General features: G+C 67.4%; 9 protein-coding genes. 6 read left to right on the top strand and 3 right to left on the bottom strand.

Annotation, left to right across the window (positions count from 1 at the left end; genetic code table 11):
- The first annotated feature begins 23 nt into the window (after positions 1-23).
- The 6 genes from KZC51_RS05515 (at position 24) to KZC51_RS05490 (ending at position 9,760) form a co-directional block, all read left to right on the top strand.
- On the top strand, positions 24-1,235 hold the full coding sequence (locus KZC51_RS05515; protein ID WP_308194289.1) for a DUF1972 domain-containing protein: 1,212 nt from the start codon (positions 24-26) through the stop codon (positions 1,233-1,235).
- Entirely contained in the window at positions 1,232-2,341 is a 1,110-nt protein-coding gene (locus KZC51_RS17815; protein WP_247629009.1) for a Gfo/Idh/MocA family protein, read from the top strand. The genes KZC51_RS05515 and KZC51_RS17815 overlap by 4 nt, the downstream gene beginning before the upstream one ends.
- A gap of 2 nt (positions 2,342-2,343) precedes the next feature.
- Positions 2,344-3,249: a hypothetical protein gene (locus KZC51_RS05505; protein ID WP_247629008.1), complete on the top strand. Its 906-nt coding sequence runs from the start codon at positions 2,344-2,346 to the stop codon at positions 3,247-3,249.
- On the top strand, positions 3,246-4,406 hold the full coding sequence (locus KZC51_RS05500; protein WP_247629007.1) for a glycosyltransferase family 4 protein: 1,161 nt from the start codon (positions 3,246-3,248) through the stop codon (positions 4,404-4,406). Before KZC51_RS05505 ends, KZC51_RS05500 begins: the two co-directional genes overlap by 4 nt.
- Before the next feature lie 390 nt (positions 4,407-4,796).
- A complete protein-coding gene (locus tag KZC51_RS05495) occupies positions 4,797-5,231 on the top strand; it encodes a DUF4352 domain-containing protein (RefSeq protein WP_247629006.1) in 435 nt (144 codons plus the stop codon).
- A gap of 56 nt (positions 5,232-5,287) precedes the next feature.
- Positions 5,288-9,760 (top strand): PKD domain-containing protein, encoded by a 4,473-nt coding sequence (locus KZC51_RS05490; protein ID WP_247629005.1) that lies wholly within the window; start codon positions 5,288-5,290, stop codon positions 9,758-9,760.
- Positions 9,761-10,041: 281 nt separating this feature from the next.
- On the opposite strand, the gene KZC51_RS05485 is transcribed toward KZC51_RS05490, so the two are convergent.
- From KZC51_RS05485 to KZC51_RS05475, 3 genes are all read right to left on the bottom strand, one after another.
- Complete coding sequence (locus tag KZC51_RS05485; RefSeq protein ID WP_247629004.1) at positions 10,042-12,588, bottom strand: right-handed parallel beta-helix repeat-containing protein; 2,547 nt, start codon at positions 12,586-12,588, stop codon at positions 10,042-10,044.
- Positions 12,589-12,770: 182 nt separating this feature from the next.
- Positions 12,771-13,355 (bottom strand): CDP-alcohol phosphatidyltransferase family protein, encoded by a 585-nt coding sequence (locus KZC51_RS05480; RefSeq protein WP_247629003.1) that lies wholly within the window; start codon positions 13,353-13,355, stop codon positions 12,771-12,773.
- 128 nt (positions 13,356-13,483) lie between these two features.
- On the bottom strand, positions 13,484-18,829 hold the full coding sequence (locus KZC51_RS05475; RefSeq protein WP_247629002.1) for a PKD domain-containing protein: 5,346 nt from the start codon (positions 18,827-18,829) through the stop codon (positions 13,484-13,486).
- Between the last annotated feature and the right edge of the window lie 33 nt (positions 18,830-18,862).

The following is an 18,862-nucleotide window of genomic DNA, read 5'->3' as shown; positions in this document are numbered from 1 at the left end:
CGGTGACGTCGAGAGGTAACACAGTGAGAAGGGTGCTGAGGGGCACCCGCAATGAGGGGAAAATCATCGTGCCGTCGACTGTCCGAATACTCGGGACACATGGGGTGCCCGCCGCGTACGGAGGCTTCGAGACCGCCGCGGAGAACGTGGGGCTCTACCTCCACGACCGTGGGTGGAACGTCATCGTCTACTGTCAGGTCCCCGGCGAAGGCCCGACGACGGTCGACCGGTGGAACGGTCTCGAGCGCGTGCTCATCCGCGAGCCCCTCGAGGGATGGCGCGGTACGTCGTCGTTCGACCTGAAGTCCATCCGTCACGCCACGAAGGCACATGAAGACGGCGACGTCTGGCTGACGTTCGGCTACAACACCGCGATCTTCGATGTGATGCCGCGGCTGCGCGGGATCCCGAACGTCATCAACATGGACGGCATGGAGTGGACCCGCAAGCGTTGGGGCGTGCTCAAACAGGGCATCCTGCTCGCGAACGAGCGCATAGCCGGCTGGATCGGCAACGTACTGATCGCCGACCACCCCGTGATCGCCACCTATCTGCGTCGCCACTTCGGTCGTCGACGCGTGACGACCATCACGTACGGCGCACACGAGGTGACCGAGGCCTCGACGGCGCCGGTCACCGAGCTCGACCTGACTCCGGGGCAGTACGCGATCATGGTCTGCCGGCCGATTCCGGAGAACTCCGTGCTCGAGATCGTGACCGCCTGGTCGCGCCACCGCCGCGGCATGCCGCTGGTGGTCGTCGGACCGTACGACCGCAGCGACCCGTACCACGCCGAGGTGATGGACGCCGCCTCGGACGAGGTGCTGTTCCCCGGAGCGATCTTCGAGCCGGAGCGCATGCAGTCGCTGCGTTTCCACGCGACGGCGTATCTGCACGGACACACGGTGGGAGGCACGAACCCCTCCCTCGTCGAGGCCATGGCCGCGGGGAACGCCGTGATCGCCCACGACAACCAGTACAACACCTGGGTCGCCGGCCCCGAGAACGCCTACTTCTCGGATGCCGACGACCTCACTCCGCTGCTCGACAGCATCATCGGCGACGCACAGCGCCGGGAACGCATGGGTGCCGCCAGCCGGCAGCGCTTCCGCGAGGAGTTCACGTGGGACAAGATCGGCAGCGAGTACGAGGCCGCCCTGCTCACCGCGAGAGATCGTCGCAAGCCGAAGAGCGCGACACTGCACAACGACACAGGAATAGAGGTAGCGAAGTGATCGACGTCGCCGTCGTCGGGCTCGGCAAGATGGGGCTCTCCCATCTGTCCATGATCAAGGCCCACCCGGACGTGAATCTCGTCGGCGTCTGTGATGCCACCGGATATCTCCTCGACATCCTGGCCAAGTACACGGGAGTCACCACCTACAAGGACTTCGTCAAGATGCTCGACACGGCGAAGCCGGGTGCCGTGATCATCGCGACCCCCACCCACCTGCACGCGGGCATGATCCGCGAGGCGCTCAGCCGCGGCATCCACGTCTTCTGCGAGAAGCCGCTCGTGATCGACCCGGCCGAGAGCGTGGAGCTCACGGCCCTTGCCGCCGAGCGGGGCGTCGTGACCCAGGTCGGCTACCACAACCGCTTCGTCGGCGCGTTCCTCGAGGTCAAGAAGCTGCTCGACGCCGGCGCACTCGGACAGGTGAACACCGCCCTCGCCGAGGCGTACGGCCCCGTGGTGCTCAAGGCATCGGGCACGACGTGGCGCAGCCAGCGTGCGACCGGTGGCGGCTGCCTCTACGACTACGCGGCGCACCCGCTCAACCTGCTCACCTGGTACCTGGGCGAGCCGGAGTCCGTCAGCGGAAGCCAGCTCACCAGCATCTTCTCGGCGCAGATCGACGACGCCGTGGCGAGCACGTTGCACTACCCGAACGGCACGGCGCAGATCATCGCGAACTGGTCGGACGAGTCGCAGCGCAAGATGACGACGAAGATCACCCTGTGGGGCGAGCACGGCCGCATCTACGCGGACCGTCAGGAGATCCAGGTCTACCTGCGCGACACCGCGCCGATCCCCGAGGGCTACACCGCCGGCTGGAACGTGCGGTACACGACGGAACTGACCGAAGCTCCCTGGTTCTATCTGCGTGGCGAGGAGTACAGCGCTCAGCTGGACGCCTTCGTGCAACGCGCACAGGGCCGCGAGAGCCGCAGCGAGAACGACTTCGCATCCGCCGCGGTGACCGACGAGGTCATCGCGATGATCAGCCAGGATGCCGTGCGCGACGACGCTCGCCTGCAGAGCGCCGCCGCCGGCACCGCGACCGCGGAACGCCCCGGTCGAGTCAAAGAAGCATGGCGCGCGCTGCGCGGAGGGAAATGACGATGACCGAGACCGTCGCACCGAAGATGGACCGCCTGCTGTTCGGAGACAACCAGTTCTTCGGCGTCAACCACATGTCCGAGGAGAAGGCCCGCGCGCAGCAGATGCGCTTCCAGAACCTGGATGCCATCATGAATGTCCTCGACGCCGCCTACGACGAAGGCGTGCACACGTTCATGTGCACCACGCATGAGCGCATCGGAGAGGTCGCCGACCGCGTCCGCGCGAATCCGGACCGCTATCCGGAGATGAAGTTCTTCCCCGGCATGCCGTACGCGCACAAGTACGCCAACGCCGTGACCGAAGACGGCTTCCTGGGTGCCATCCGCAAGTTCCTGCCGGAAGACGGCCTGCTCGACAGCATCGCCCGCGGCACGTCGTCGCTGGCACGCAAGGACATCGAGGGCATCTCCACCCTGCTCATCGATGCCGAGCTGAAGATGTTCGCGGGACTGTCCACGCCCGTGATCTGGATGCAGAACGTCGTGGTCGATCTGCTGTCCGGACTCGGATTCCGCGATGCCTTCCGCATCTTCGCCGACCACGTCCGCAAGCGGTACAACGCGGAGCCGGGCTTCATCACGATGAACCTGCCCCGCCTGCTCGACGACCTCGACGCCGTCGGCGTGGAGAACCCGATCGTCTGCTCGAACATCAACAAGATCGGCTTCCGGATGTCGGGCGGCGTCGATGCCTATCTCGACGCGATCGACAAGCGCCCGTTCCGTGCGGTCGCCATGTCGGTGTTCGCCAGCGGTGCGGTGCCTCCGCGCGAAGCGATCGAGTGGGTGTGCGGACTCCCGAACCTCGAGTCGATCGTGTTCGGCGCGTCCAGCCGTGCCAACATCGCCTCGACGGTGAGCCTGGTCGACGAGTACTGGCCGAGCGCGAGCACCCCGGCACGATGACAGACGCCGTCGCGCCCAGCGGGCGGACCATCCTCGTCGCGAACCCCTCCGCGGACCTCTACGGCTCGGACCGCATGGTCCTGGAGGCCGTGCGAGCGTTCCGCGCCGCGGGCGATCGTGTGGTGGTGACCTGCTCGGTCGACGGTCCGCTCATCCCGTTTCTCCGCGAGACCGGAGCCGAGGTGCGGGTGCTCGCGGCGCCCATCATCCGCAAGAGCATGCTCTCCCCGCGCGGGATGATCGACCTGCTGAGGACGACTTTCTCAGCTCTCCCCCGCATGCGTCGGCTCATCCGCGAGGTGAACGCCGACATCGTGTTCGCCAACACTCTCACGACGCCGTTCTGGACCCTGGCGGCGCGCCTGTCGCGGCGGCCGGGGATCGTGTATGTGCATGAAGCGGAGGCGTCGCTGTCGCCCGCCTCCCGCCGGCTCCTCACCGCGCCACTACGGCTCGCCAACGGCATCGTCTTCAACTCCGAGACGAGTCTGCGCGTGTGCCGTCCGAAGGCACGTGCGGGCACCGGCGGCGTATGGGTCGTCCACAACGGCGTGGAGGGGCCCGCCGCCGTGACCCCTCCGCGCGAGAGCATCGACTCCGCCCTTCGCGTGGCGTATGTGGGGCGCCTCTCCCCACGCAAGGGTGTCGACCTCGTGGTCGACGCGATCGCCCTGCTGCGCGATCAGGGCGTCGAAGCGCACGCCGACATCGTGGGCGACGTGTTCCCCGGCTACGAGTGGTATGAGGCAGAGCTCCGCCAGCGCGTCACGGCCTTGGCGCTCGAGGATCGTGTGCGCTTCGTCGGCTTCCTCCCGTCCGTCTGGGAGGCTGTGGCAGCCTCCGACGTGGCGATCGTGCCCTCCCGTGCCGATGAATCGTTCGGCAATGTCGTGATCGAGGCCGTTCTCAGCGCACGACCGGTTGTCGTCGCCGATCACACGGGCCTGCGCGAGGCCGCATCCGGGTTCGATTCCACGGTCCTGGTCGCCATGGATGACGCGCCGGCACTCGCGGACGGCATCCGCCGGATCCGCGACGACTGGCAGCGATTCCGCGCCCTCGCGCTGGCCGATGCCGCCAAGGCGAGCACGCGGTTCAACACGGCGCGCTACCAGTCGGAGATCCTCGCCGTGCTGTCGAGGTTCTCCTCTCGCTGACGTGCTCGCGAGAGCCCACCACAGAGCTGTTCAGATATTTCTCTGGATTTCCCGGCTGCGACACGCTACCCTGATCAAATCTGGGGAATGAGTGTCATAGGGGTATGACACCGATCGGCGGAATCCGTACACGGATCCGGCGGCTTCCCCCATTGGGGAAAACTGGGGATAGCAATCGTGGGGATTGTTCGAGCGTACGCGTGCGTCGCAACATTGGTACTCTGCGCGACTCTTGTCGCGTGTTCAAGCACAGGTGAGCCGCAGAGCGACGCCAGACCGAGCCCGTCGTCGAGCACATCGACGAGCGCGCCGACCGAGTCGCCGGGGAGCTCTCCCGCGCCGTCGGCGACGTCGGATGCCGCCGATCCCGATCAGCCGATCGCGAAGGTCGTGCGCGACGGGAAGGCATCGAAGCCGACGCAGAGCGCCAAGCCTGCGTCGACGTCCGGCGCCGTGTCGTACGAGGACAGTGTGAAGGTCGCGATCGCGGACGTGTCGTTCGACAAGGAGACCAGCGAGGGGCCCGGCAGCTTCCCCGGGCGCGAGTACGCGCGTCTCACCATCACGATCTCGAACGGTTCGGACCACGCCATCGACCTCGGCACAGCGGTGCTGACGCTGCTCGATGCCGACGGCGCCCCGCTGACGAAGGTCTATGCCGCCGATGCCGAGGCGGTCGACTTCGCGGGAACCCTACAGCCGGGCAAGACCGCGAAGGCCTTCTACGCGTTCGCTGTTCCGTCCGACGCCCGTTCGGAGATCACGTTGGTGGTCGACTTCGACGCCGTCCACACATCCGCCGTCTTCCGGGGCGGTCTGAGCTGATGATGCGCAGACCGATGACCGCCCCCCATTTCACGACCACTACCGAAGGACCCGTCATGACCCGAGCGACCGGTGCACAGCGCCTCCGTCGGACACTGGCCGCATTCGCCACCGCCGCAACGATGCTGGCCGCGATGCTGGTCTTCGCCGGCCCCACACAGAACGCCTCCGCCGCGGAGACACCCGCGCTGCCCGACACCGTCAGCGCCGACGCCCTGCCGACCTGGCAGATCAACGGCGTGGTGTGGAGCCAGGCCGTCGTAGGGAACACGGTGTACGTGACCGGCAGCTTCACGAAGGCGCGTCCGCCGGGGGTCGCCGTGGGAGGCGCAGGCGAGATCGACGCGAACAACATCTTCGCGTTCGATATCCGCACGGGCAACCCGGTCGCGAACTTCGCCCACAGCATGGATGCGCAGGGACTTGTCGTCCGAGGCACTCCCGACGGGAAGACCGTGTATTTCGGCGGCGACTTCACCACCGTCGACGGCCAGGCGCGCGCGCACGTCGCCGCCTTCGACGTCGCAACCGGCGCCCTGCTCGACTGGGCGCCCCGCGCCGACGGGCAGGTGCGCGGCTTCGCCTTCGCGGGCGACACGGTCTACGTCGGCGGCAACTTCCGCTCCAGCGGCGGCAAGCCTCGCAGCGAGCTCGCGGCGTGGAACACCACCACCAAGGCGATCACCGACTGGGCGCCGTCCGCTGGCGGCGACGGATTCGTCTGGGACATGGTGATGAGCCCCGACAGCTCTCGCGTCATCATCGGCGGCTCATTCACCGAGCTCAACGGCGCAGCCGTCTACGGAATGGCCTCGCTCGAGGCGTCCTCAGGCAATGCGCTGGCCTGGGCCGCCACCGACCGCATCCGCACTGCCGGACTCAACGGCGCGATCTCGAGCCTGAGCACGGACGGCGTGCAGGTCTACGGCACCGCATACGCATTCGGCACGGGCGCCACGTTCGAGGGCACCTTCGCGGCCGACCCCTATACGGGCGGCATCAACTGGGTCAACGACTGCCTGGGCGACTCGTACGCGAGCTTCCCCCAGGGACAGGTCCTGTACTCCGTGAGCCACCGCCACGACTGCTCCGTGATCGGCGGCTTCCCCGACACCAACCCGCGGTCGCGCTGGCAGAAGGCGACGGCGGAGCCCACCTTCCCGACCGGCATCACGACCAAGAAGGACGCCTACGGCTGGGACTACACCGGCATCCCCTACACGGGCCTGCTGCACTGGTACCCCGACCTGGAGTTCGGCTCCTACACCTCGGCCCGTCAGGCCGCATGGTCGGTGACGGGCAACTCGGAGTACATCGTGCTCGGTGGCGAGTTCCCGAAGGTGAACAACGTCGCCCAGCAGGGGCTCGTGCGGTTCGCGAAGCGCACCACGTCGCCGCATGCGGTCGGACCGATCAACTCGGCAGGCTTCACTCCGGCTCCGTACTCCGACGAAGCGGGTGTGGTCCGCATCCCGTTCAGCAGCGTCTGGGACCGCGACAACGCGGCGATCACCTACGACGTGTTCCGCAGCCCCGCCACCAAGATCGCGACCTTCACGCGTACGGACAGCGAGTTCTGGAAGCTGCCCAGCCTGAGCGCGACCGACACCGGGCAGACGCCAGGAAGTCAGGTTCGCTACCAAGTGCGCGCGAAGGATGCCGACGGCAATGTGCAGTGGAGCGCCTGGTCGCCCTACATCACCGTGTCCGGCACCCCCACGTCGGCTTACCGAGCCGCGGTGAGGGCCAGCGGAGCCACGCACTACTGGCGTCTCGGCGAGACCACGGGGACGCGCTTCGCCGATGATGTCGGAGACGCTCCCGGCTCGTCGAGCACACTCACCCTCGGTGCGAACGGCGCCCTGACCAACGACGGCGACAAGGCGGTGACGTCGGCCGGCGGCAGCAACCCGAAGATGACGACACAGGACGCCGTCGACGCGGATGCCGCCGTGTCCGTCGAGGCCTGGGTCAAGACCACCAGCTCGCGCGGCGGTCGTATCGTCGGCTTCGGCGACTCGGCGGCCGGCACCTCGACAGCCGGCAACACGGATCGTGTCCTCTACCTCGATTCGTCCGGTCGCGCGAACTTCGCGATCAACGACGGTTCGTACCGCACGGTCTTCAGCCGCACGAGCATCAACGACGGCCAGTGGCACCACATCGTGGGCACTGTCGGCAGCGAAGGCATGCAGCTCTTCGTCGACGGCGACCGTGTGGGCCGTGACCAGTCGTACACCGCACCCAAGTCGCACTCCGGCTACTGGCGCATCGGCGCCGACCAGACGAGCGGCTTCACGAACCGTCCGACCGACATGGCCCTCTCCGGCACGATCGACGACGTCGCCGTGTACGCCAAGGCACTTCCGAAGAGCGACGTGCAGGCGCACTACCTCGCCAGCGGCCGCGCGGCCACCTGGACCGCCGCGCCGACCGACACGTACGGCGCCGCGGTGTCCGCAGACACCCCCGACCTCTACTGGCGGCTGAACGAGACGACGTCCGGCACGATCCGTGACTCCGCCGTCGGCGGGACCACGGGAAACCTCGCCGGCACAGTGACACGCAATGTCACCGGCGCGGTCACGGGCGACTCCGCGACCACGTTCAACGGCACCAACGCTCAGATCGTCGCACAGGAGGCGTGGAACGCACCGTCCGCCTACAGCGCCGAGCTGTGGTTCAAGTCCACATCGAACAAGGGCGGAACCCTCATCGGGTTCGGCAACACGACGAGTGGGCTCAGCAGCAACACGGGCAGCATCGACCGTCAGGTCACGATGCAGTCGAACGGCAAACTCGTGTTCGGGGCCAACAACGGCACGCAGACCACGATCGCCACGTCCACCGCTTTCAACGACGGCCAGTGGCATCATGTCGTCGCCACGCAGGGCAGTGCCGGAATGAAGTTCTGGGTCGACAGCCAACTCATCGGAAGCAACGGGGTCACCGGTGCTCTGAACCAGCGCGGCTACTGGCGCATCGGCGCAGACCGCACCTGGGGCGGCACGACGAGCAACTATCTCGCGGGCACCCTCGATGAGGTGGCCGTCTATCCCGTGGCGCTGAGCGGCGACCGGATCCGCGCGCACTTCGCCGCGGCAGGACGCACGCCGGCGAACCAGGCGCCGACCGCGGCGTTCACGCCCACCATGACGAACCTCGGTCTCGCGGTCGATGCGTCGGCATCGGCGGACCAGGACGGCACCATCACCGGGTACGCGTGGACGTTCGGCGATGGCGAGACCGGCACAGGGGCGACCGCGTCGCACACGTACGCCGCAGCCGGCACCTACACGGTGACGCTCACCGTCACCGACGACAGCGGCGCATCGGCCAGTACGACGCGCAGCGTCACCGCGACGGAGCCGGTGAACCAGCTCCCCACGGCCGCTTTCACGGCGACCAGTGACCAGCGCGATCTGAGCGTGGACGGGTCGGCCTCGGCCGATCCCGACGGAACCGTCGCCTCGTACGCGTGGGACTTCGGTGACAGCACCACCGGGACCGGCGCGACCGCGACGCACACCTACGCGCAGACCGGCACCTACACGGTGCGCCTCACGGTGACCGACAACCGCGGTGGAACGCACTCCGTGACACAGGATGTCGTGATCACGCAGAACGCGGCACCGACGGCGGCCTTCACCTCTGCAGTCACCGACCTGAGCGCGGCTTTCGATGGCTCCGGATCATCGGACCCGGACGGCGCGATCGCCTCGTACGCCTGGGACTTCGGCGACAGCACCACGGGCACCGGAGCCACCGCGACTCACGCCTACGCTGCGGCGGGCACCTACACCGTCACTCTCGAGGTGAAGGACAACCGCGGAGCTTCGGCGACGACGACGGCGCAGGTCACAGTGACTGCGCCCGCGGTCTGGGCGACCGACACCTTCGATCGCACCGCCACCAACGGCTGGGGCAACTCCGGAACCAGCGGTTCGTGGACCATGCTCCCCGGCACCACCACCGCCCTGAGCAAGTTCTCGGTGGCTGATGGCGTCGGCAAGGTGACGCTCTCGGCGGGGAACAACTACACCGCCGTGCTGGCCGGCTCGACGCCGTCGGCGAACACCGAGGAACGCTATACCGTCGCGTTCAATCAACCGTCGACCGGCGGAGGCTACTACTTCTCCGCGATCGGACGCCAGATCGACAGCGCCAACGACTACCGCGCGAAGTTCCGCGTGGCGGCGAACGGCACGGTCGCGCTGTGGCTGACCAAGACCGTGGCCGGAACCGAGACAGTGCTCGCCTCGACGACGGTCTCCGGTCTGACCGTCACCGGCCCGGACTCGCTCAACGTGCGGTTCCAGGTGACTGGCACGAACGCGACGACGCTCAAGGCGAAGGTGTGGCGTACTGGCACGACGGAACCGACCGCGTGGGCCTCGACCATCACCGACAGCACCGCGGTGCTGCAGGCGCCCGGCTACGTCGGAGTCAACAGCTACCTGTCGTCGAGCGCGACCACGGTCCCGCTGGTGTACAGCTACGACAACCTCTGGGCGGGTCCCGCCCAGTAGTACGACGTCAGGACCCCGCAGGCGCGGCCGGCGGGGTCCTGACGAGGGCACCCGGATGTCACGGGACGAACCGCGCGGGATCCGTCGCATGGACGACACCCGCCCGGTTCTGTGTCAGCACCGTCGATCGCACCACGCACCACGCACCACCACGCGCCGCATACCGCCACGCACCACGCGCCACCGCGCACCGCACACCGCACACCGCACACCGCGCACCGCGCATCAGCCGACGATGGCCTGGCCAGGGGCGCCCCGGCCAGGCCATCATCTCCACGGGCTCAGGGGAAGATCGCGCCCAGACGCGCTTGCGTGGTGCCGAGCAATCCGGTCACGGCGCTCGTCGGTGCCATCGGCACTGCGGCGAACGCAGCCGCATCAGCAGGAAGCAGTGCGCCGTTCGCACCGGTGACCGCGCGGGCATCCACGCTGACCGACTTCTTGTCCTGCTGGGTCGCTGTGGAGTATGCGCTCAAGGACGTGTAGATGGCCGGGTTGGGGTTCACCGAACCGCGCGACCAGATGACGAGCCACGACGGGTTGGTGGCGGTGGTGCGCTGGAAGACGTTGCCGTTCGAGATGATGTTCAGCTGCGCGCCCGTGTACTTCGCGGTGTAATCCTCGACGCACAGCGTGCAGTTGCCCGAGCTCTGCGCGATGACGTTGTTGCCGATCGTGATGTCCTTGATCAGCCACGGCATGCCCGGGTCGCCCAGCGGGCGTCGGGGATCGTGCCCGGGAACCGACGGGTCGAGAGCAGAGCGGGAATCCTGCACGATGTTCACCGTGCGATTGCCACCCACGATCGTGTTGTTCCACATCTGCACGCTGCCGGTGTTGTTGATCTTCACCCCGTTGCCCTGGTTGTTGAGCACCAGGTTGTTCACGAAGTCCACGCGATGCGAGAGCTCGAGGAACACACCGGCTCCCGTGTTGTACGCGAAGTCGTTGCGCGCGATGTCGATGTCTGACACCGACTGGTCGGTCCACAGTCCGGGGCCGTTGTTGCGGAGGAAGGCCGAGTCCGTGACGCTGAAGGTCTGACTCTTGGCGATCTTGAGCCCGCCCGAGACCGGGGAGGAGTTGAACCCCTCGGAGTTGTTCTCGACCGCGAGCAGTCCGGTGACCTTGAGGCGATCCGCGTAGTTCGCGCCGATGCCCATGAGACCATTGCGCGCCACTGTGACGTTCTTCAGCGTGGCATCCGCCGCTCCGACGAAGAGTCCGGTGGATGCGTTGTCGTAGAGCGCGACGTTCTCGAAGGTCGTCTTGGGTGCTTCGACGGTCACGGCGCCCATCATCCAGACCGAAGTGGCGTAGCCGCGAACGCCGATCCCCCGGATGACCGTTCCCTCGGCACGCACGGACATGGCCTTGGTGAGGGTAGAGGCCCGCACCTCGCCCTTGCCCGGATCGGAGCCGATGTAGAGGCGGTCCGCCGCGGTATCGGTGAAGAAGGTCCCGGCCTTCAGCTGCGCCAGAGAACCGACCTCGCGCAACGGCGTGCCAGCGATCCACACCTGCTCCGGGTGCGCCGCCATCGGGCGGTCCGCGTTGAGCCACCGCCAACCGGCGGCGGTGCCGTCGGCCTCACCCTTGGTGAAGCTGGGAGTCGAATCGAAGTCGTGCGTCCAGCCGCTGACGTACCAGGCAGTCCCGCTGGCCTTCCACCCGGTGAGCTTCTCGGAACCGTCGAGCCACACGGACTCGCCGGGATACGACTGGATGGTGACCCGCTTGCCCGCCGGCACGGTGACATTCTCGTGATACGTGCCACCTCGAACGACGATGGTCGATCCGGCGGGGCTCGCTGTGACCGCGCGCTGCAGAGTCGAGTACGGCGATGCCGCTGTGCCGGTTCCCGCGGCGGTCGCCGCCGCATTCACGAACACGGCGCCGGCCGGCACCGCGTAAGAAGTTGCACCAGGCACTGCGGCCCCTGGCTTGATCCGAGAACCGGTGAGGTCCCATGCGGGCATCGAGGACGAGGTGGTCGGCGTCGTCGGCACGGTCGGGGTCGTCGGCGTCGTGGGCGTCGTGGGCGTCGTAGGCGTCGTGGGCGCGGTCGGCGTCGTGGGCGCGGTCGGCGTCGTCGGCGCGGACACGTTCTCGGTGATCCGGAGATCATCGAACGCAACGGCCTGCGCGGGCGTGGAACGCGACACGTACACGCGAGCTCCCGTGCGACCTGCCTCCGTCAACCGCGCAGAGGCCTTGTCGGCAACCGAGAGCTTCCACCCCGCACCGGGGGCAGCAGCGGTCGCGGAGACACGCGCATCGATGGTGACGGCGCTCGAACCTGTGATCCGCGTCTCGAGAGTGAGGGGGACACCGGGTTTCACCCTCAGCTCCGGCACGTTGACATGCCCGAGCGAGGTCTGGGTGCTGCCGTTCACGCGCAGCGTCTCCAGCAGCACCACGCCACGAGGGTCGACGCGCACCTGCACCTGATAGAAGCCCGCTGCGGTGAGGCGGGACTGCAGGCTCAGGTACACACCCGATCCCGACTTGGGCAAAGTGGGCAGCGTGAAGACGACGGACTGCGTGGCGTCTGTCAGCGATACCGCACGGGGGCGCAAGGTCGCCGTCGCGCCCGAGGCGATCGGGGCGAGTTTCGCGACTCCGCCGGCGACGGAGAAGGATGCGGCGGGCACGGCGTCATAAGTGACGCCGGCGGCCGACGAACCCAGGCCACGGCTCACCGTGCGGTTCATGTCATCGGAGAGGGTGAGGGGATCGTCTGTGGCGGCGAGAGCTGGGGTCCCGATTATCAACGGGGCGATGAGTGCGCCGAGCACGACGGCAGTAGACAGGGAACGAGTTCGCATGGAGGGGGAGGCTTTCTCGGGTTCGCAGTTGTCCACACTTCCTCGCGCCAGTCGGGGGCGGCGTGAGAAAGCGCGATGGCACCCGGCTACAGCGTCGGGTTGCGATGGACCGTATAAGCGCTTGCTGAGTAAGTCCTGGATAGTCAATCGAATCGATTGACTGCGCTCAGCCTCCATGTTACTCAGCCGAGAGACTTCATCTTACGGAACCAGATGACGACGGCCGCGCCCAGATACAGCAGCGCCGCCAGCGCGAGAAGCGTGTAGACCACCATGAAACCCGCGGTCCAGCCCCACAGTACGAACGCGAAGCACCACGTTCCGTAGTCGGTCGGGATGCCCAGGATCGCGCGCAACGGCGAAGATCCTCCGGCTTGGGCGGCCTGAGGAACACCCTGACGCGCACGCAGCAGATCATTCAGGATCATCCCGAAGAACGTCGTGGTGGCCACGATGCTGAAGATGAGCGGGACGAGCACCCAGAGTACGGAGTCGAGGTCGAAGAAGCGGTATGCCCCGATGGCCACCGCGATATGCAGGGAGACGAGCTTCGCAGCGTCGAAGATGTGGTCGAGCCACTCTCCGACGAGCGACCCTCCCCCGCGGAGGCGAGCAACCTGGCCGTCGGCGCTGTCCCACGCGTATCCGAGCGCGAGCAAGAGCCAGACGGCGATGCCCAGACCGATCGAGGGCGGCACGGTGGCGAGCAGCACGATGCCGGTGAACGTGAAGACGGCACTGACGATGGTGACCTGATTGGGGGTCATCCCGATGGTGTGCGCGAACGCCGCGAACACGCGACCTGCCGGCCTGTTGACGTAGAGAGAGTATGCCGGCGCGCCCTTCGCACGACCCTTCTGGGCCGTGCGAAGGCTACGGTACGACTCTGCGAAACTCAGGGGAGAACCTTCACTGCCTTGTAGTTGTCCACGTAGACACTGTAGGGCAGTGGGCCATAGCCGCTACTGGAATATGTCGTGACTCCGGTATATCCCGCGGTCTGCAATGCAGCCGTGGCGTCGGTCGTCGACAGCTGCCAGTTCTGCGGCTCCGTCTGACCGTCCGCCCAGATCTTGCTGCGCAGGGTGGTCGTGCCGGTTCCGTACACCTGCACGCGCACGTTGTACACGGTGCCCGGTGTGATCGTGATGCCGGTCATGTCGACCCAGCTGAGCACCGTGCCGCCCCGCGACAGCTGCGCCTGGACGGAACCGTTGGGGGCGATGAGCCACCGCGCACGGTAGTCGTCCGCGCCGACGACGCGACCGAGGGCCGAGACGTACATGCGCCCTGCGGTGACGGCGGTCGACGTCGAGAACGAGAACGTCAGGTCCGTGCTGTCTGAGGTGGTGGCGTTGAGCGTGGCCGAGCGGGTCTGGCTCGCCGCTGCCGTCGTGAGACGGGCCCGGTTCGCATCGATGCCGACGTTCGCCGCACCGGCGGTCTGCGTCCAGGCCCCGCCGAGCGGCGCGGCCCCGAGCAGACCGTCGGCCCGGTTGAAGTCGTCCTGGACGAGCCCCGCGGCGGCCGGAGCCGTCACTGTGACGCTGCGCGTCGTGGTCGCCGTCGCACCGCCGTTGTCCGTCACGGTCAGGGTGATCGTGTACGTCCCCGCCGCCGCGTACGGGTGGCTCACAGTCGCGCCGGTTCCCGTGGTCGAGTCACCGAAGTTCCATGCGTACGAGGCGATGCTGCCATCAGGATCGGTCGACGTCGCGGCATCGGCACTCACGGTGAGCCCGGCGACGCTGGTCGTGAAGGCGGCGGTCGGAGCCTGGTTGCCCGGCACCGGGGCCGTCACGGTCACCGGGTGCGAGATCGTCCCGGTGGCGCCGTCGTCATCCGTCACGGTGAGCTTCACCGTGTAGGTGCCTGCTGCCGCGTAGGTGCGGTTCGCCGTGACTCCCGTTCCGGTGGTCCCGTCTCCGAAGTCCCAGGCGTACGACGCGATGGTTCCGTCGGAGTCGCTCGAGGTGGATCCGTTGAAGGCGACCGCGAGACCGTTCGGCGTGGCGACGAACGCGGCCGTCGGCGCCTCATTGGCGGGCGGCACCAGACCACCGTTGCTCGAACCGGCCCAGAAGTTGTCGAAGCCCGTCTGGAACGGCACGTTCGTGACACCGCTGCCCAGGTAGACACCGAGTCCGACATCGCCTGCGGCCTGCAGCCCCGCTGTCGAGTCCGTGGTGGACGCCGTCCAGCTGGTGGGCTCGGCGGAGCCGACCTTCCACACCTTCACACGAAGAGTGGTCGGCGAGGTGCCGGTCGCCTCGGTGCGCACGTGGAGCTTGTCACCCGCGGCGACGGTGAGGGACGTGGGCACGTTCACCAGGATCGTCGTGGTGCGTTGCAGCTGCACCGTCACCGCGCCGTTTGCTGCGACGACCACGCGAGACCGGTAGTCGTCGGCACCCACCCGGCGGATGTGCGACGTGTAGTACGCACTACCGCCGACCGGACGCTGCGGCAGCGCCACGTCCACGTCGATCGCGGTGTCTGTGGACGACACGGACGGGAGGTACGCGTACCGCTGCGCTCCGCCTGCCGGCTGCACGAACACCCCGGACGAGCCATCCACCCGGTAGTTGGAAGCAGTGTTGGACAGCGTCCACGCCCCGCCGACGTTCGCCGAGCCGAGACCGGTGGCCAGGGTGCGGTTGAAATCGTCGCGAGCGTAGGTGACCGCGCCGACGGGAGCCGTGACGGTGACCGAGGCGGTCTTCTGCGCGGTGGCGCCGTCGTTGTCAGTGACCGTCAGCGTGATCGTGTACTGGCCGTCTGCCGCGTAGGCGTGGGTCGTCGTGCGGCCGGTCGTGGCCGGCGAACCGTCACCCCAGTTCCACGAGTAGCCGGCGATCGTGCCGTCGGTGTCGTTGCTCGCCGAGGCGTCGACCGCGACCGTGAGATCGGTCGTGGACGTCGTGAACGACGGGACGGGGAGCTGGTTGGGAACCGCGGTCACCAACGCCGTGGACGTCGCGGTCGCACCGCTGTCGTCCGTCACCGTCAGCGTGACGGTGTACTGCCCGCCCTCTGCATAGGTGTGCGTGCTGGTCTCCCCGGCGGTGGCGGGCGAACCGTCACCCCAGTTCCACGAGTAGCCGGCGATCGTGCCGTCGGAGTCGGCGGATGCCGAGCCGTCGACGTTCACCTTCAGCTTGTCCACCGTGTGGGTGAAGCTGGCCGTGGGCGGCACGTTCGCGGGAGCTCCGGTGGACCCGAGCGCGTAGTGCTGCGAGATGTCGGCTGCCGACAGCGGCGCGAGATACACGGCGACCTCATCGAGTGCGCCGTCGAACTCCCAGTCGCCCGGGCCCCAGGTGACGTCGCCTCCGACGTGCCAGTAACCGGTGTAGTCCTGCGCATCGGTGTTGGGGTTCGTGCCCTGCAGCTGACCGTCGACGTAGAGCCGCATGCCCTGAGCGCCCTGGGTCGCGACCACGTGGTGCCACGTGTTGTCGTTGAACGAGGCGTCCGTGCGGATCGTCTGCTCCTGCCCGGTCCATACGCCGAACACCAGCTTGCCTGCGTCCGTCATGTAGATGTGGCGGTCGTAGTTGTTGGAGTTGCCGTCGGGGCTGTTGCCGAAGCCGATCAGCTTTCCGCCGGAGGTCGTGCTCGTCTTGAACCAGGTCTCGAGCGAGTAGGAGCGCGGGTTGGAGAACGAGTTCTGGCTGATCACCTGTCCACCGCTGAACGTCGCCGCTGTGTCGGAGACGCCGCTCAGGGCACCGTTGGTCCCCTTGGTCACCGAGCCGAAGTAGGTTCCGCGCTGCGAGTAGCCGGAGCTGTCAGCCGCCGTGCTGCCCGAAGACTCACCGAGTCGCCAGTACAGCGCAGGATCGAGGCCGTACACCGCGGCGCCGTACGCGTCGGAGGGAACGGTCGCTCCTTCGAGCGTGCGACCGGATGCCGTGTAGTGCGAGGCGACCTGCGTCTTGCTCAGCGGTGCCGCGTAGATGGCGACCTCGTCGATCTGACCGATGAACCGGTCCGAGCCTGCCCACGGCGAGTCCCCGCCGATGCGCCAGTAGCCGTTGTAGCCCTGCGCGGAGGTGACGTCGCTGCGCTGCGCGACGCGGACGCCGTCGATGTAGAGGACCATGCCCTCGGAGCTGAGTCCGGCGGAGACGTGGTGCCACTGCCCGTCGTTCAATGCGGCGGACGACTCGATGGTCTGCGAGGACCCCGGGTACACGCCGAACGTGACGCGACCGTTGGGAAGCATGTAGACGTGCCGGTCGTAGCTGCCGGAGTTGCCGGTCGAGCTGCTGCCGAAGCCGACGATCTTGCCGCCGTCGGTCGTGGTCGTCTTGAACCAGGCCTCGATGCCGAAGGTCTGCGGACCAGCGACCGCGGTGGTGGTCGATGCGAAGCCGTTGCTGCCGCCGTTGAAGCTGGCCGCCGTGCGACTGTCGCCGAGGATCGCACCGGAGACACCGCGGCTCACGTTGCTGTTCACCGTGAGGTCGGATGCTCCCGCCCAGTCGTAGGAGACGGATCCGGCTGTGTCGTCGAGGGGCCAGAAGTCCAGCGGGCTGTCAGCGAGCACCGTGCTGCGATACGTGCTGCTCGTCGCGGTTCCGGTCGCGGTCGCGGTCACGGCGCCGCCCAGGATGTTGTGCCCCTCGTTGTCCGTCGCGCGGATGCGATACGTGTACGAAGTGCCGCTGACCACGGCGGAGTCGACGTAGGTCATGGGCGGCAGACCCCAGTCCTTGGACTTGGAGCGCACGTTCTCGAACGTCTTGATCACGACGTTGTTGCGCAGCACCTCGTACTTGAGGAACTCGCTGTCGCGGTCGTAGTTGAGCGGCCACGTCACACGGATCGATCCGTCGAGCGGCAGCGCGCTGGCCGGCCAGTCCGTGTTCCACAGGATCGGTCCTTGCGCGTTCGTGGACTTGGCGGGCACGGCGAAGCGCACGAGACCCTGTTGCCCGACGTTGTTCACCCGGGTGAACTCCCCGCCGTAGACGAGGTACTCGGAATTGCCGTTGACCGTCCAGGGGCCCTGGTACGCGCCGCTCACGGTGCCGGTGTTGAGGCTCGGGAACCAGTGCAGCATCTTCGGCGCCGGGTTGCCCCCGAAGTCGTAGTAGCCGAGGTTCAAGCCGTTCGGCGTGATGCGCGAGGGCTCCTTGGTGACCGCGATCGCGCGGTAGAAGCTCCACGGGTCGCTCTGCGGGAATCCGCCTTCGAGGCTTCCGCAGTAGTGCGAGTGGCCGGCCGCGTAGACGGCGTCGCCCATGGGCTGCACGTCGTACTGGTCGCCGTGGCAGTCGTTCACCCAGCTCAACGAGCCGGTGTCCCACGACGCACGGAAGCTGCCCTCGAGGTTTCCGCCGGAACCGAAGACGTAGCCGGTTCCGTAGAACGAATCCGCGTCGGACTTGAGAGACAGGATCGCGGCGTCGTTGCCGGCGTTGCGGATGATGTTGTTGGTCTGGAACGGCACGATCAGCGAACCGTCGGTGGCAGACACCATGCCAAGCCCGTAGCCGGGGTTGGAGCTGCCGTTCAGAGTCGGGAAGTCCCCACCGAGCACCACCTTGGTGCCGTCGGGCGAGACGACGACCACGCGCCCGCGGCGCTCCCCGAGGACCGGAGCCCACGGCAGCAGCGTTCCGTCACGGTTCACGGCGGCGGCGCCGAAGCGGTCCTGTCCCGAGACGCGGCCGAAGGTGCCGGTGAAGTACACGGTCGAGTTCGTGGCGTCGACACCGATCGTGGTGCCGTTCGAGTTCGGGTTGAACGACGAGAGCGTCCCGCTCGGCAGATCGAATGCGGCGACGCGGTTGCGCGTCTGGCCGTTCACCGTGGTGAAGTCACCGACGATGTACAGGCGCGTGCCGTCGGGCGAGGCCTCGACCGAGCGCACCTGCGCGTTGATGGTCGGCGCGAACGATGTGATCAGCGCGCCGGTCTGGATGTTGTAGGCCAGCAGGTTGGAACGAGGAGTCTCATTCGTGCCTGCGGCGGCGCCCGCAGGGCGCGCGCTCGAGAAGGATCCTGCGGCGTAGACGACGTTGCCCACGACCTCCTGGTCCCAGACGATGCCGTTGATCTGCACGGTCGGCAGCGCGTCGGCCGTCACCGTGGATGGATCACCCTCCGGCGGGCTCACGTCCGCCGCTGCGGGCGTCATCGCCACGAATGAGCCCGCGATGATCGCGAGCATGGTCACGAGAACGGTGACAAGGCGGCGTGCATAGCCGCGCTTGAATTCCCCAGAATTCATCAGACTCCCCAGTCCATGATCAACCGGACCCTA

Source organism: Microbacterium croceum, assembly GCF_023091245.1.
In the GTDB taxonomy this organism is placed as follows: domain Bacteria; phylum Actinomycetota; class Actinomycetes; order Actinomycetales; family Microbacteriaceae; genus Microbacterium; species Microbacterium croceum.
The sequence above is the reverse complement of the archived record's forward strand: the minus strand, read 5'-3'. Positions and strand labels throughout refer to the sequence as shown.